Here is a 14,900-nt window from a genome sequence, read left to right as displayed (position 1 = left end):
ATTATCTTAATTTTAATGAAACCACACAGAAAATGGCTAAAAAGATTCCTACAATCCAAAAACGAGTTACAATTTTACTTTCGTGATACCCTTTTTTCTGGTAATGGTGATGCAAAGGCGACATTAATAAAATGCGTCGGCCTTCGCCGTATCTTTTTTTGGTGTATTTAAAGTAACTTACTTGCAAAACTACCGACAGGTTTTCGGCCAAGAAAATTCCACATAAAACTGGAATCAACATTTCTTTGCGCACTGCAATTGCCAAAACAGCGATGATTCCGCCAATGGTTAAACTTCCGGTATCGCCCATAAAAACTTGTGCCGGGAACGCATTGTACCAGAGAAAACCAACGAGTGCCCCCACAAAAGCAGCAATGAAAACCGTCATTTCCCCCGAATTGGGTATATACATAATGTTCAGGTAATTGGCAAAGATGAAATTTCCCGAAACAAAGGCGAAAATTCCTAAAGCCACTACTGTAATTGCTGATGTTCCTGCAGCAAGACCATCGATTCCATCGGTTAAATTAGCGCCGTTTGAAACGGCAGTTACAATGAAGATTACAATGGGAATAAAAATCAACCATACATAATTCTCGTATCCGTCGCCCATCCACGAAATCAATTGTCCGTAATTAAACTCATTATCTTTAAAAAACGGAATAGTTGTAGTAGTTGATTTAATGTCGAACTTGCTCACCACATCGGTTTCCAATAAAATGCTTGGCGTGTCGCGAACGGTAACATTTGGGTGAAAATAGAAAATTGCACCAACGATGATTCCCAAACCAATTTGTCCAACTACTTTAAATTTTCCTTTTAAACCTTCTTTATCTTTCTTAAAAACCTTTATGTAATCGTCTAAAAAGCCAATAACACCCATCCATACGGTTGTGAGGATTAAAACAAGCACATAAATATTGTCTAGTTTTGCCAGCAATAAAACCGGAATTAACGTTGCCATAATGATAATGACACCACCCATTGTTGGCGTTCCTGCTTTTTCGTTCTGACCTTCTAAACCTAATTCGCGTACGGTTTCGCCGATTTGCTGTCTGCGTAAATAATTGATAATTCTTTTTCCGAACAAAGTGGATACCAATAAGGAAATAATGAACGCAACACCCGAGCGAAAGGTGATGAATTGGTACAATGCCGATCCCGGAAAATCGAACATGGTGTCTAAATATTTTAATAAGTAGTATAGCATGTTACTTATTGAATTCGTTTAAAAAATTGATAACTTCCTCTAAATCGTTAAAGTGGTGTTTCACCCCTTTTATTTCTTGATAATCTTCGTGTCCTTTACCGGCAATTAAAATGATATCGCCTTCTTTTGCCATTTTGCAAGCTGTTTTTATAGCTTGTTGGCGGTCTTCAATAGTGAGATATTTGTTGGTATTTTGAGCTTCAACACCGGCTTCTATTTGTTTTAAAATTTCAAAAGGATCCTCATTTCGCGGATTGTCTGACGTGAAAATGACTGTATCGCTGTTTTCTGTTGCAATTCTGCCCATTTCCGGTCGTTTGGCGCTGTCGCGATTTCCGCCACAACCAACTACTGTGATTAATTGTTCGTTGAACGTGCGGATTTCGGCAATGGTTTTTAATACGTTTTCCAACGCATCTGGCGTGTGCGCGTAATCTACAATGGCGGTGATTTTTGTTTTTGAAACAATAAATTGAAACCTACCCGACACACTTTTTAAGGTACTTAAATGCAACAAAACTTCTTCTTTTGTTAAACCTAATTCTAAAGCTGTTGCGTAAATTGCCAATAGGTTTGATGCGTTGAATTTACCGATCAACTGTACCCAAACTTCTTGTTGGTTGATGTTGAGTAACATACCGTTGAACTGGCTTTCTATGATTTTGCCATGCACATCGGCAACGTTTTGAATGCTGTATGTAATTTTTTTTGCAGAGCAGTTTTGCAACATATAAGCACCATTTTTGTCATCGGCATTACTGATGGCAAAAGATGTGTTAGCGAGTGAATCGAAAAATGATTTTTTTACATTACGATACTCTGCAAATGTTTTGTGATAATCTAAATGATCATGTGATAAATTAGTGAAAATTCCGCCTTTAAAAGCCAATGCATGCGTACGCTCTTGTGCAATTCCGTGCGAACTTACTTCCATAAAACAATAGCTGCAACCTGCTTCAACCATTTGATTTAAGTAGCAGTTTATAGTGATGGAATCGGGTGTGGTATGCGTTGCCGGAAATTCCTCGTTGCCTACCAAAATTTTTACGGTTGATAATAAACCGACTTTATAGCCTGCTTTTGTAAATAATTGATGCAATAAAGTGGCAATAGTGGTTTTGCCGTTTGTACCGGTAACACCAACCAATGACAGTTTTTCTGATGGATTGTCGTAAAAATGAGCAGCTACTTGCGCCAATGCTTTGTTAGCATCGCTTACTTTAATATAGGTTATATTTTCTGCAAAAGCTTTAGGGTCATCTTCATAAATTACGGCAGAAGCACCATTTTCAATAGCTTTTTCGATATAATCGTGTCCGTTTACTAATGTTCCTTTTTGGGCGATAAACAAACAGTTTGGAACCACTTTTCTAGAATCAAAGACAATAGCAGTGATTGCCACATTTGTAGAACCTCTAACAGCATCTATCGATACTTTGTATAATATGTCTTTTAATTGTTTCAACTTAATTCTAATGTAATTGTTTGCTTTTTTGTTATTTTTTCGCCGTTTGCAACTGATTGTTTGGTTACTTTTCCAAAGCCAATAGTTTGTACTTTTAAACCTAAATTTTCAAGAATTGCTACGGCATCCATCGCTGGTAAACCAACCACATTTGGCATAACATTGCCCGATTGTTTCACGTTTGCGTAATAGGTTTTATAGCTTTTTATTGCTTTTTGCGATGGTGTTTCTATATTTTTAATTTCTTTTAACGAAGGCACATCGGTAAAAATCTTTTGTGCAATTCGTTTAAAAACCGGTCCGGCAACATCCCCTCCGTAATAACTGTGTTTTGTTGGTCGGTGAATGACTACGATACACGAATATTTTGGGTTTTCGGCTGGGAAATATCCAACGAACGACGAGGCATAATACATACCACCGCGGTTTCCATAATTCATTTGTGCAGTACCTGTTTTTCCTGCCATTGAAAAATCGTCTGAGCGAAGCCCTTTACCAGTTCCTCTTAAAACCACATTTTTCATAATCGCCTGCATTTCTTTTACCACTTTCGGCTTCACGATTTGCGGATTAATCACTTCTTTATCAAAAGTTCTAATTACTTGGTTCACATCACGAATTTCTTTCACAAACTGTGGCTTTACCATTTCGCCATTGTTTGCGATAGCGTTGTAAAGAGTGAGTGTTTGCATGGGTGTAACCAAAATTCCGTAACCGTAAGCCATCCATGGTAAGGCAATTTTACTCCAATTTCGGTCGCCCGGCACAGGAATATAAGATTTTGGTTCGCCTTTAAGATCCATTCCCAATGTGGCGTTGAAACCAAAATCTTTCATTTTATCGGTGAAATCCTTCGGATTGTCTTTATAGGCTTTGTAAACCGCTTGTGTAACAACGGTGTTTGACGATACTTCAAAGGCTCTACCTAAGGAAATTTTTCCGTAACCTCTGCGATTGGAATCACGTACTTGTCTGCCCGAGAAAGTTACAATACCATTATGCGTATCATAAATCGTTGCTGTATCGGCTTTTCCGTCATCAAGCAATGCTAAATATGATGCCAATTTAAATGTAGAACCCGGGTCATGACGCTCTAAAACGGCATAATTCACAGTTTCCCTATACGATCCATCGCCAATTTTTCCCAGATTCGATATAGCTTTTATTTGTCCCGTATTGGTTTCCATAACCACCACTGTTCCGTGATCGGCTTCGTAATATTCCAAAGAACTTAATAGGGCATGATGGGCAATGTCTTGAATATACACATCGATTGTGGTGGTGATGTCGTACCCATCTTTTGGATCGATTTCGTTTTCATCGTGAATGGGTTTCCACAAACTTTTCGACATTTTTTGAACCTTTCGTTTGCCCTCTTTACCTGTTAAATAATCAGTAAAAGCAGCTTCGATCCCTTTTCGGGTAATGGTTTTGTCATCGTTTACACGTTCATAGCCAATGGTTCTGTTGGCAATCATTCCCATTGGATATTCGCGCACATGTACTTGGTTCACAATCATTCCGCCTTTGAATTTACCCAAATTAAACAGCGGAAACGATTTCATTTTCATGTATTGCGTGTAACTTAATTTGGTAGCTATATGAATGTATCTTTTTTTATTGGAACGCGCCTTTCTAAAATAAGATTTGTACTCGCTTGCCGATTTTCGTGGGATCATTTTTGCTAAAGAATCAGAAAATGGCTCGATGTATTTTTCAAAATTTTCAGACGAAGGTGCCATTGGGTCAAAATAAATCGTGTATTTTGGAATAGAGGTAGCCAATAAACTACCGTCTGCCGAATAAATATTTCCGCGATTTGCCGGAATGATTTCGTCTTTAATTGTTAAGCTATCTGCTTTGCTGCGCCATTGTTCGCCTTCTTTGAACTGAATGATGCTCATTTTTGCAAAAATGGCAATACCAATGGCAAGCATTCCGAAGAAAACAAAGAAAATTCTGTTATTTTCGTTTTTTGCTAGTCCCATATTTCATACCATTTTTTTTCTTTCTCCATCACAACTTTTATCTTTTTGGGTGGAACCGATGAAGGTAAAATTTGATACACTTCCATTTGTTTTGAAATGTTCGATTCCATTCGCAATTGCATCAATTCGGATCTTTTGTCAACAAATTCCGAACGCAATTCTTTTACTTGCTCGGTTAGGTCTTTCGCTTTCATCATTTTTTGTTCGTAAAAATGATTGTTTGCAATAAGTACCAGTGTCCAGAAAACAATATAAATTATAAAAAGCCAATTTTTTAACGATTGCCCTTCAACCAAAAATTTTGCTTTTATTATACTGTTTAAACCCATTTTAATTTTTTTCTGCTATTCTTAATTTGGCACTTCGTGCTCTATTGTTTTGTTTAATTTCTTCTTCTGATGGAACAATAAGTTTGCCTATCGGTTTTAAGGGCACTTCATATCTGCCAAAAAAATCGCGTTCGGGTTCGCCTTCAAACATTCCGTTTTTTATGAAGCGTTTTACCAAGCGATCTTCTAATGAATGATAGGATATCACGCTTAACCGACCACCTGGTTTTAGCAATTCTAATGCTTGTTCTAAAAATTCTTTTAAAACATCCATTTCTTGGTTTACTTCAATGCGTATTGCTTGATAAATTTGTGCCAAGATTTTATTGCTTTTATGAGCCGGTAAAAACCGCGACAACACTTTTTTTAATTGTTCCGAATTTTTAATTGGCTCGGTTTTTCGTGCGGATACGATTGCAGCTGCCAGCCCACGAGCAGTGCTCAATTCGCCGTAATCAAAAAACATTTTGCTCAATGCAGCTTCTTCGTAATTGTTAATTACTTCAAAAGCAGAAAGACTATTGTTTTGGTTCATGCGCATGTCTAAATCGGCATCGAATCGGGTAGAGAATCCGCGTTCTGCTACATCAAATTGATGAGATGATACACCAAAATCGCCCAAAATTCCATCGACTTGCTTAATACCATACACACGCAAAAAGCGTTTTATAAAACGAAAATTTTCGTTGATTAACACAAAACGGTCGTCATTTAGTGTGTTTGCCAAAGCATCTGTGTCTTGGTCAAAAGCAAAAAGCTTTCCGTTGGGACCCAAATGGCGCATAATTTCTTTTGAATGACCACCGCCGCCAAAAGTTACATCCACGTAGATACCATCGGGTTTAATGTTTAAACCATCAACTGTTTCTTTTAACAGTACCGGATTGTGGTATTCGTATTCGTTATGCTCCATAATTTGTTCTTGTTCCCATTACCTCTTCTGCCAAATCGCCAAAGTCTAAATCTTCGTCGTTTACAATTTTTTCGTATAAATCTTTATCCCAAATTTCAATGATGTTTATTTTCGATGAAAAAACCACTTCTTTGGAAATGTTTGCAAATTCTAACAAATCTTTATTCATTTGCAAGCGGCCGGCGTCATCGATATCTACTATTTTTACACCAGCCATAAATTTGCGAACAAACATATCTGCTTTGCGGTCAAAACGATTCAATTCGTTTAATTTTTCCATCATCACATTCCATTCGGTCATGGGCCAAAGTTCTACGCATTTCTCATATACAGAGCGCTTTAGAACAAAACCTTCGCCAATTGCAGCCAATTGTTTTTTTAACGCAGCAGGTATCAACACCCTTCCTTTGGTGTCGATTTTACATTCGTATGTACCTACTATTGGTTGCATGAAATTTTTATAAATGATTAAATACAAAACAAAAGTAAGTAAAATTTTACCACTTTCTACCACTTTTTACCACTTTGTTGATAAGTTTTTCTGAAGCATGCATGAAATGGTAACTTATTGATTATAAGATGTAAAGTTTTTTTTAAAGATTTTTTATTGAAGCATCCAAAATATATAAGTATCTTTCAAAAGAAATACCTAATTAGTATAAAATAATGTAAATGATTTAACGAAGGTGCATTAACAGCAAAATGGTATCAAGGAGCATTTGTTAATTAAACTACTTTAACTTTACAGTATTTTTTTATTAATATCGTATATTTGTGAAATTGAAATCGCATATATGGAGCGAAACATAAAAGAAGAAGGAAAATTTAGATACATAGAGATTGGTGAAGGTACACCAATTGTTATTTTACACGGTTTAATGGGCGGTTTAAGTAATTTTGATGGGGTATCGGATTACTTTCCTAAAAAAGGCTATAAAGTAGTGCTGCCAGAATTGCCTATTTATACATTAAATATACTAAAAACCAACATAAAAGCTTTTGCAAAGTTTGTACACGATTTTGTGAAGCATAAAAAATACGAAAAAATCATTTTGCTTGGAAACTCACTTGGCGGGCATATAGCGTTATATTACACTAAAATGTATCCAGAGTTTGTAGAAGCATTGGTGATTACAGGAAGCTCGGGCTTGTACGAAAGTGCAATGGGTGATTCGTACCCGCGACGTGGCGATTACGAGTTTATTAAAAAGAAAGCAGAAGATGTTTTTTATGATCCGGCAGTAGCAACCAAAGAGATTGTTGATGATGTTTTTAACACCGTGAACGATCGTATGAAGTTGATAAAAACCCTTACCATTGCAAAAAGTGCCATTCGGCATAATATGGCGAAAGATTTGCCAAAAATGCACACGCCCACTTGTATTATCTGGGGGAGAAACGATATTGTGACGCCTCCCGATGTGGCCGAAGAGTTTCATGAATTACTTCCCGATTCTGATTTGTACTGGATTGATCAATGCGGACACGCTGCGATGATGGAAAAACCAGATGCGTTTAATGAAATTTTAGACCAGTGGTTTGAAAAACGAAATATTAAGTAATTATGAAAATTAATACCGCTGAATTTATCATAAGTAATTCGGATGTAAAGAAATGCCCTTCAGAACCTCTTCCAGAATATGCTTTTATAGGAAGATCGAATGTTGGGAAATCTTCGCTGATTAATATGCTTACCAATAATAAAAATTTGGCAAAAACATCAAGCCGTCCGGGAAAAACACAATTAATAAATCATTTTAAAATTAACAGCAACTGGTTTTTGGTCGATTTACCTGGATACGGATACGCTAAAGTATCTAAATCAACCAAAGCAATCTTTCAGAAATTCATTACACAATATTTTGAAAAACGCGAACAACTGGTAAGTGCGTTTGTTTTGGTGGATATTCGTCACGAAGCACAAAAAATCGATTTAGAATTTATTAATTATTTAGGTGAAAGTGGCGTTCCATTTGGAATTATCTTTACAAAAGCCGATAAGATAAGCAAAGGAAGCATTCAAAAGCACACGGCAGCGTACAAAAAAGCACTACACGCAAATGGATGGGAGGAAATACCGCCGTATTTTGTAACATCGTCTGAAAGTGAATTGGGCAAAGAAGAAGTTTTAAACTACATTGATCAGATAAATCAAGATATATTTAAAAATAATAGTTTTATATAAAAGCAAAAAGGTTTCCAAAGCGGAAACCTTTTTTTACTTATAATGATAATGTTATTAATTAAACGCTTTGGCAATCATTACCAATGAATCTTTATCTGTGATACCTGATTGTCGCCAAACCATTACTCCATTTTTATAAACCATTAACGTAGGTGCCGATTTAATCCGAAGCGCTTCTACCAATTCCGGATTTTTTAAAGTGTCTATATTAATAATAGTAAGTTTATCGCTCATTTCTAAAGCCACTTCTTCAATAATTTGCTGCATTTGCTCGCATTCGGGGTTGTGTTCGGCTGTAAACTGAATTAAAACCGGAATAGTTGAGTTGATTAAATCGCCAAATTTCGACATACATACCTTTTTTTCTATCTCTACAAAATTATAATTTTTCGGATATTATCGCCTTATTATTTACTTTTTTTTAATTCTAATAATGTAATTTCTGGCCAAATTCCCACACGTCCGGAATAGGCATGAAAGCCAAATCCACGGTTTACATATATATATTGATGCCCTTTGTTGTACAAACCGCCCCATTCTGGGTACACATACGTTGCCGGACTCCATTCCATAACTTTCGGAATTTTAAAACCAAATTGCATTCCGTGTGTATGACCTGATAAAGTGAGTTGGTATTTTTGCGGATGATTCACAATTTCGGCATTCCAATGTGAAGGGTCGTGCGTCATTACAATTTTAAAAGCATCGGTAGGAACATTTAAGGATGTCTTTTTTAAATCGCCTGCTTTTTTAAAGTTTAATCCCCAGTTTTCAACTCCTAAAAGGTAAATAGAATCGGTTTCGGTTTTTAAAACCACATTTTCATTGAGCAGCAATTGAAATCCACTCGTTGTGATATTGTTTTTTATTTGCACAAAGTTGGCTTCTTTTTCTGCCGCGGAATTCCACTTAACATATTCGCCATAATCATGATTTCCTAAAACCGCAAATTTACCATATTTGGGGGTTTTAATTTTTTGTAAGATACGAATCCATGGATCGGCTTCACTTGCCAAAGTGTTTACAAAGTCGCCCGTGAAAAGCAGCACATCGTAATCTTGTTGATTAATCATTTTAATGCCCTTTTCAATAGCGTCTTTATTATCCCAACTGCCCACATGTAAATCGGAAATTTGCAATACTTTTAATCCATCAAAACTTTCAGGTAAATCTTTAAAAACAATTGTTTCTTTCCGCACCTGAAAATTGTATTTACCCACTACAATTCCATAAATGATAGAAGCCATTAGTAAAAGAGATGCAGGTAAAATAATCTTTAGCAATGTTCCGCTTCTTAAAAGAGTTACGCTTTTGGCAAGGAAAAGTTTGGTGTAGCCCCAATAAAAAAGACGAATGATATCCTCAAAAAACAAAGGAACGCTTATTAATAATTTTGGAAGTATAAATAGTAAGAGCAAAGCAGTAACATGCATGCTTTCTGCTGTTTGTCCGGCGCTTCGGTCAAAGCTTTTAAAATATGAAATTATGCTCACTATTATTACAGCTAGTAAAAGTAAATAAGCATATACGGCTATTTTTTTTTCAGTGAATCGGTAAATGAGTATGCAAGTGTACACTTCTCCCAAAACCACCAAGATAAGCAGCAGATAAAGTATGGTTTTAATCATTAGAGTGATTTAGTTTTTTGTCAAAAGTACATAACTTATTTTTTGATAGGCTTTTCGTTTTTAATACTTTAACATATTCGTGTTTATTCAGTTGAAATTTAAAATATAGTTTCATAACGAAATTTGCAAAAAAAAGCCGTCTCAAAATACTAGAGACGGCTTCTTATTTAGGTTTTAGATAAACTTATCGTTTTACCACTTTAATGAATTGTGATGCTTTTGCAGTTTCCACCTTCACTAAATATGTGCCTGAACTTAGGCGCGATAAATCGGTGGTTACTTCAATAGCATTGAACTCATTGCTCATCACTTTTTGCCCGGTTAGGGTAAACACTTCTACCTTGGTTATAGCTTCGTTGTAGCTAATATGCAGCGCGCTATCAACCGGGTTTGGATAGTATTTCAACTGAGTTAAATCTAACTCTTGCGTGCTTACAGAAAGTATAACTGTAACTGCTGTAGGCGCACTTCCACAATTGTTAGGGTTTACAATAATTCCATAATAGGTAGTATTGCTCATCAAAAAGGTGCTTGGAGCAAGCTCATTAATCATTTCTATGGCATCATTTGCAGATGCGTACCATTTCACATTTGGTTGGTTCATTACCAGATCAGATACTTTTGCCGGGTAAGGAAACGTTTGTGTTGTTTGACCTGTTGGGCTGTTAGGCACCGGGCTCACATTCACAGCTACATTGGTTCTTGTTGATATACATCCTGCATTTTCTTGTGCAATGTAATAGGATCCTGAGGTTAACACAAAACTATTTGGTAATGGTGTGGTAGCTGTATTGCTTACATACCATACATAAGTTGTAGTTGGTGTGTTCAAATCGCCAATCTGCGTGCCATTACAAGCAGTGATAGAGGTCATCGTTGGTGCGGTAACATTTACTACTTGAACAGGAACAGCTACGCGTACCGATTCACAGTTTCCAATAACTTGTTGTACATAGTAAGTACCGTTTGATACTTGTGTAGTGCCTGACAATGGAATCATTGATTGTAATGAACTGTACCAATTTAAGCTTGCAGAAGGATCTTTTCCTACTACTAAGTCGTTCAATGTGCTGTTGCCACATACTGTTTGAGCCGTTGCCGTTGGTGCAGGTACTGCTGCCGCTACCGTTACTTGTACTGCTTGGCGTGGTGATTCACACGTTCCTGTTAACGAGCTAATGTAATATGTTCCCGTTGCCAATAATTGGCTTGCCGGTAATTGTATTGCACTTGTTGGGCTGCTGTACCATTTCAATTGGGTGTAATTGAACCCGTCTATGGTCATGTTTTGTACACGGGTGTTGCTGCACACATTTAACTGTGTGGTGGTTAATGGAGTTCCTTGGTTCAAAGTAATTTGAACTGCCGTACGTGTACTGCTTTCGCATGTTCCAACGGTTTGTGAAGCATAGTAAGTAGTACCATTTGTTAATACGGTTGTTGCAGGCAACAACATACCTCCTGTTAATGCACTGTACCATTTGATAGTACTTCCGGTGATTACAACATCTGCCAATGTTGCATTTTGACCAATACAGAAGCTTTGGTTAAATGCCACAGGAGCAGTTACAAACGCAGGCTCTACGATAGTGTATGATTCTGTTTTAGAACATCCGTTCGCATCGGTAACAGTTACAATGTAAGTTCCTTTAGCTAAACTGCTTAAGCTGGTTCCGCTTTGACCATTTGACCATGAATAGCTATAAGGTGCTGTTCCGCCAGTTGCTGAAACGGTAATCGCTCCATCGTTTTGTCCGAAACAACTTATGTTTGTTGCTGTTCCAGTGATTACCAATGCCGTTGGCTGTGCGATAGAAACACTTGCGGTTGCTTTACATCCGTTGGCATCGGTGATGCTTACCGTATAGTTACCCACATTTAAGTTGGTTGCCATATTGCTCATCATTCCGTTTGACCATAAGTACGTATATGGTGCGGTTCCCCCTGCTACGCTTACTGTAGCTGTTCCGTTGTTTGCCCCGTTACATGTAATGTCGGTTTTTGAAACAGTTCCAACTATCGGAGCAGGTTCTGTGATGGTAAAGTTCTCGGTGATGGTGTTTCCTGTGTGGTCGGTTACTAACACACTATACATACCTGCCGATAATCCTGTTGCGGTAGCAGCAGTTCCTCCACTTGGTGACCATTGGTAGGTGTAAGGTGCATTTCCGCCTATTGCTACGATGCTTGCGCTTGCGTCTGATCCGCCATTACAACTTACGTTGGTTTGAGATACAGACTGAGCCATCAATGGGATAGGTTGTGTGATTACAAAATCTTCTGTTGCGGTACAACCATTTGCATCGGTTACTGTTGCAGTATATGTTCCTGCAGTTAAGTTTGTGATTGCTGCTGTGGTTGCTCCATTGCTCCACATATAAGTATATGGTGCTGTTCCGCCACTTGCCGCCACAGTTGCTGAACCGTCATTACCTCCAAAAAGGGTAACATTGGTTTGTGCAGCGTTTGTTGCTACCAAAACAGTCGGTTCTGTGATAACAAAATCTTCTGTTGCGGTACAATTGTTGGCATCTGTAATGGTTAAGGAATATGTACCCGGCGCTAAATTACTTACAGAAGTACCAGTGTCTCCTGTAGTCCACAGATAGGTATAAGGAGCCGTTCCGCCTGTTGGCGTGATATCAATTGTTCCATTGTTTGAACCATTACAACTAATGTTGTTTACAACTGCGTTTGAAACTAAAGCATCAGGCTCGGTAACTACTGCTGTAGCTGTAGCTGTAACGTTGTTTGCGTCAGTTACTGTTACAGTGTATGTTCCTGCTGCTAACCCAGTTGCTTTGAAGCCTGTTCCTCCTGATGGAGCCCATGAATAAGTATAAGGTGGAGTACCATCAACAGTTATAACTTCAGCTGTTCCAGTTGTACCGCCATAGCATGTGTTATTAACTACTGTTGTGGTAGCAGTTGGTGGTGGAGTAACATCTATTCGAATATCATCCAAAGAAATATACCATGGAGAGCCATTCATGAATCCTTTAATTCCAACATAATAAGTGCCTGTTGTAGCTGGTGTGAATTTTCCTGTGATTAATTGGTAATTACCGTCAATGATTCCAGTTGGAGGCACTATTGCATTTGTCATTGCCGTATCAGATGCAGATGTACCGTAACTGATTGCAATATCAGAATTAGTAGCAGTTGACCCATCTTGGCGTGCATATAGTTCAACAGTATATCCTGTTCCGCCTATTAGATTAATAGGAATATAAATCCAATCGTCGTTACTATATCTTAAGAATGCATTCCAATTACCTGTTCTTGGAGATCTGTTGTAATCAGTTGCACTAGAATTGGCAGTCCACACTTGTGTTCCATTAATGGATTCCTGAAATAAACATCCACCAATTGTTGCAGCATCTGTATAACCTGTTTCAAATCCTTCGAAATATGGTGTTGTGTATGGATTACATAATGTTTTAAAGCTACCGCCACTTGCCCATTTACTAGTGTCGCCCGCGCCACAGTTAGCACGTACCCACCAAAAATATGTAGTGTCAGACGATAATCCTGTTGCGTTGTATGGTGATGTTTGATTGGTTGCTAACGGGGTTGTTGTATTTGTAGGAGCTGTGTTTGATGTACTCCAATAAATATCATAATTTCCTGACGGATTACTTGTTGAGGCAGTCCATGTCATAGTTACTCCTGTAGCAGTAGGATTTGAAGAAACAAGAGCTGTAGGGCTTATACAAGTTGGTGTAGCATCTATTGATATGTCATCTAAAGAAATATACCATGGAGAACTATTCATGAATCCCTTGATTCCTACATAGTAAGTTCCAGTTGTTGCGGGTGTAAAACTACCTGTAATTAATTGGTAGTTCCCGTTAATAATACCTGTAGCTGGAACAATTGTATTTGTCATTGCAGTAGCAACGGCCGATGTGCCATAGCTAACAGTTATATTAGAGTTTGTTGAAGTGCTTCCATCTTGTCTTGCATATAATTCAACTGTATAACTCACTCCTCCGGTTAAATTTATGGGAATGTAAATCCAATCATCATTACTATATCTTAAGAATGCATTCCAGTTACCTGTTCTTGGAGATCTATTGTAATCAGTTGCACTAGAATTGGCAGTCCACACTTGTGTTCCATTAATGGATTCTTGAAATAAACATCCACCAATTGTTGCAGCATCTGTATAACTTGATTCAAAACCTTCAAAGTAAGGTATTGTATAAGGGTTACACAAAGTTTTAAAACTTCCGCCACTTACCCAAGAACTGTAACCGCTTCCGCCACAATTTGAACGTACCCACCAAAAATAAGTAGTATTAGGTGCTAAACCTGTTGCGTTATAAGGTGATGTTTGATTTGTGTATGATGCAGCAGTAGTACTTGTAGGAGCCGTATTGTTTGTGCTCCAGTAAATATCATAATTAGCAGACGGATTACTAGGAGAAGCCACCCAATAAACAGTTGCTCCTGTTTGTGTTATATTGTTAGTAGTTACACCTGAAGGAGTTAAACAAGAGGGAGCTGCTCCTTGCGAAACAACAACGTCATCAATATAAACGTAATTGTCGGCTGAGGATGTACCCGAAGTAACATTAAATCTAATATAAACATTTCCTGAAACAGGTAAGCCCGAAAAAGTAGCTGTTTTTACGGCACAAGAAGCCGAAACTGTGTGGTTGGTGTTGTCAACTTGAAAAACATCTGTCCATGGACCTGAAGTAGATGTTGCCCATTGTAATTTAATAGTACCCAAATCAGTTAAAGTTTGTCCCGTAGTATTTGAACTGTACTGTGTGACTTTGTAACTAAAACTTACGGTTAAATCTCCGCCATTTGTACCTGTTAAAGCAGGTGATACTAGGTACGAAGTGCCACCATAGTAATTGTTAGCTCGCGCTGAAGCTGTTCCAATACAGGGAGTAGTTGTAACACGAGAAAAGCTACCAGACCCAGAACTAGTCCATGAATTTAATCCGGTAGTTTCCCAACCTTGCGTGTAGGATATTTGAGCATTTAGCTCAAATAAACTTAAAGCGAAAACTAATAGAAAAATAATTTTTTTCATATTTAATTAATTAAAATTTGTAAATTCTGTAAAAAATCTAATCAATTGCAATAACACACTAGCTGTAAGACAAATAAAGTCTTAAGCTTAGCATAAAATTCAACAACAATCACTATTTTTTACTTTTCTAAA

General features: G+C 37.5%; 11 protein-coding genes. 2 read left to right on the top strand and 9 right to left on the bottom strand.

Going from position 1 to position 14,900, the window contains the following annotated elements; genetic code table 11:
- Position 1: 1 nt before the first annotated feature.
- The 6 genes from mraY to mraZ are packed head-to-tail and all read right to left on the bottom strand — an operon-like array spanning position 2 to position 6,356.
- The gene (gene mraY, locus MG290_RS11455) at positions 2–1,210 is read right to left on the bottom strand and encodes a phospho-N-acetylmuramoyl-pentapeptide-transferase (protein WP_257499982.1); all 1,209 of its coding nucleotides are present in this window, start codon (positions 1,208–1,210) and stop codon (positions 2–4) included.
- 1 nt (position 1,211) lies between these two features.
- Positions 1,212–2,675, bottom strand: coding sequence for a UDP-N-acetylmuramoyl-L-alanyl-D-glutamate--2,6-diaminopimelate ligase (locus MG290_RS11450; RefSeq protein WP_264561417.1), 1,464 nt, complete (start codon positions 2,673–2,675; stop codon positions 1,212–1,214).
- Positions 2,672–4,663, bottom strand: coding sequence for a penicillin-binding protein (locus tag MG290_RS11445; protein WP_264561416.1), 1,992 nt, complete (start codon positions 4,661–4,663; stop codon positions 2,672–2,674). The genes MG290_RS11450 and MG290_RS11445 overlap by 4 nt, the downstream gene beginning before the upstream one ends.
- The gene (locus MG290_RS11440) at positions 4,654–4,992 is read right to left on the bottom strand and encodes an FtsL-like putative cell division protein (protein WP_317618268.1); all 339 of its coding nucleotides are present in this window, start codon (positions 4,990–4,992) and stop codon (positions 4,654–4,656) included. The genes MG290_RS11445 and MG290_RS11440 overlap by 10 nt, the downstream gene beginning before the upstream one ends.
- Position 4,993: 1 nt before the next feature.
- Complete coding sequence (rsmH, locus tag MG290_RS11435) at positions 4,994–5,905, bottom strand: 16S rRNA (cytosine(1402)-N(4))-methyltransferase RsmH (RefSeq protein ID WP_264561415.1); 912 nt, start codon at positions 5,903–5,905, stop codon at positions 4,994–4,996.
- Positions 5,895–6,356 (bottom strand): division/cell wall cluster transcriptional repressor MraZ, encoded by a 462-nt coding sequence (mraZ, locus tag MG290_RS11430; protein ID WP_257499978.1) that lies wholly within the window; start codon positions 6,354–6,356, stop codon positions 5,895–5,897. The genes rsmH and mraZ overlap by 11 nt, the downstream gene beginning before the upstream one ends.
- A 343-nt stretch (positions 6,357–6,699) precedes the next feature.
- Between mraZ and MG290_RS11425 the strand changes: the two genes are divergently transcribed.
- Together MG290_RS11425 and yihA are read left to right on the top strand one after the other, a co-directional pair.
- Positions 6,700–7,467: an alpha/beta fold hydrolase gene (locus tag MG290_RS11425; RefSeq protein ID WP_257499977.1), complete on the top strand. Its 768-nt coding sequence runs from the start codon at positions 6,700–6,702 to the stop codon at positions 7,465–7,467.
- A 2-nt stretch (positions 7,468–7,469) separates the two neighbouring features.
- On the top strand, positions 7,470–8,090 hold the full coding sequence (gene yihA / locus MG290_RS11420) for a ribosome biogenesis GTP-binding protein YihA/YsxC (RefSeq protein WP_264561414.1): 621 nt from the start codon (positions 7,470–7,472) through the stop codon (positions 8,088–8,090).
- A gap of 54 nt (positions 8,091–8,144) precedes the next feature.
- On the opposite strand, the gene MG290_RS11415 is transcribed toward yihA, so the two are convergent.
- From MG290_RS11415 to MG290_RS11405, 3 genes are all read right to left on the bottom strand, one after another.
- Positions 8,145–8,441, bottom strand: a complete 297-nt coding sequence (locus tag MG290_RS11415; RefSeq protein WP_257499975.1) for a thioredoxin family protein — start codon at positions 8,439–8,441, stop codon at positions 8,145–8,147.
- A gap of 56 nt (positions 8,442–8,497) precedes the next feature.
- Positions 8,498–9,718 carry a metallophosphoesterase gene (locus tag MG290_RS11410; RefSeq protein WP_264561413.1) on the bottom strand — a complete coding sequence of 407 codons (1,221 nt, stop codon included), beginning with the start codon at positions 9,716–9,718 and terminating at the stop codon, positions 8,498–8,500.
- A gap of 184 nt (positions 9,719–9,902) precedes the next feature.
- The gene (locus MG290_RS11405; RefSeq protein WP_264561412.1) at positions 9,903–14,768 is read right to left on the bottom strand and encodes a T9SS type A sorting domain-containing protein; all 4,866 of its coding nucleotides are present in this window, start codon (positions 14,766–14,768) and stop codon (positions 9,903–9,905) included.
- Positions 14,769–14,900: the final 132 nt, after the last annotated feature.

Origin of the sequence: Flavobacterium sp. CBA20B-1 (assembly GCF_028473145.1) — a bacterium.
GTDB lineage: Bacteria > Bacteroidota > Bacteroidia > Flavobacteriales > Flavobacteriaceae > Flavobacterium.
Note: the sequence above shows the minus strand (reverse complement) of the source record. Positions and strands in the feature narration are given on the sequence as shown.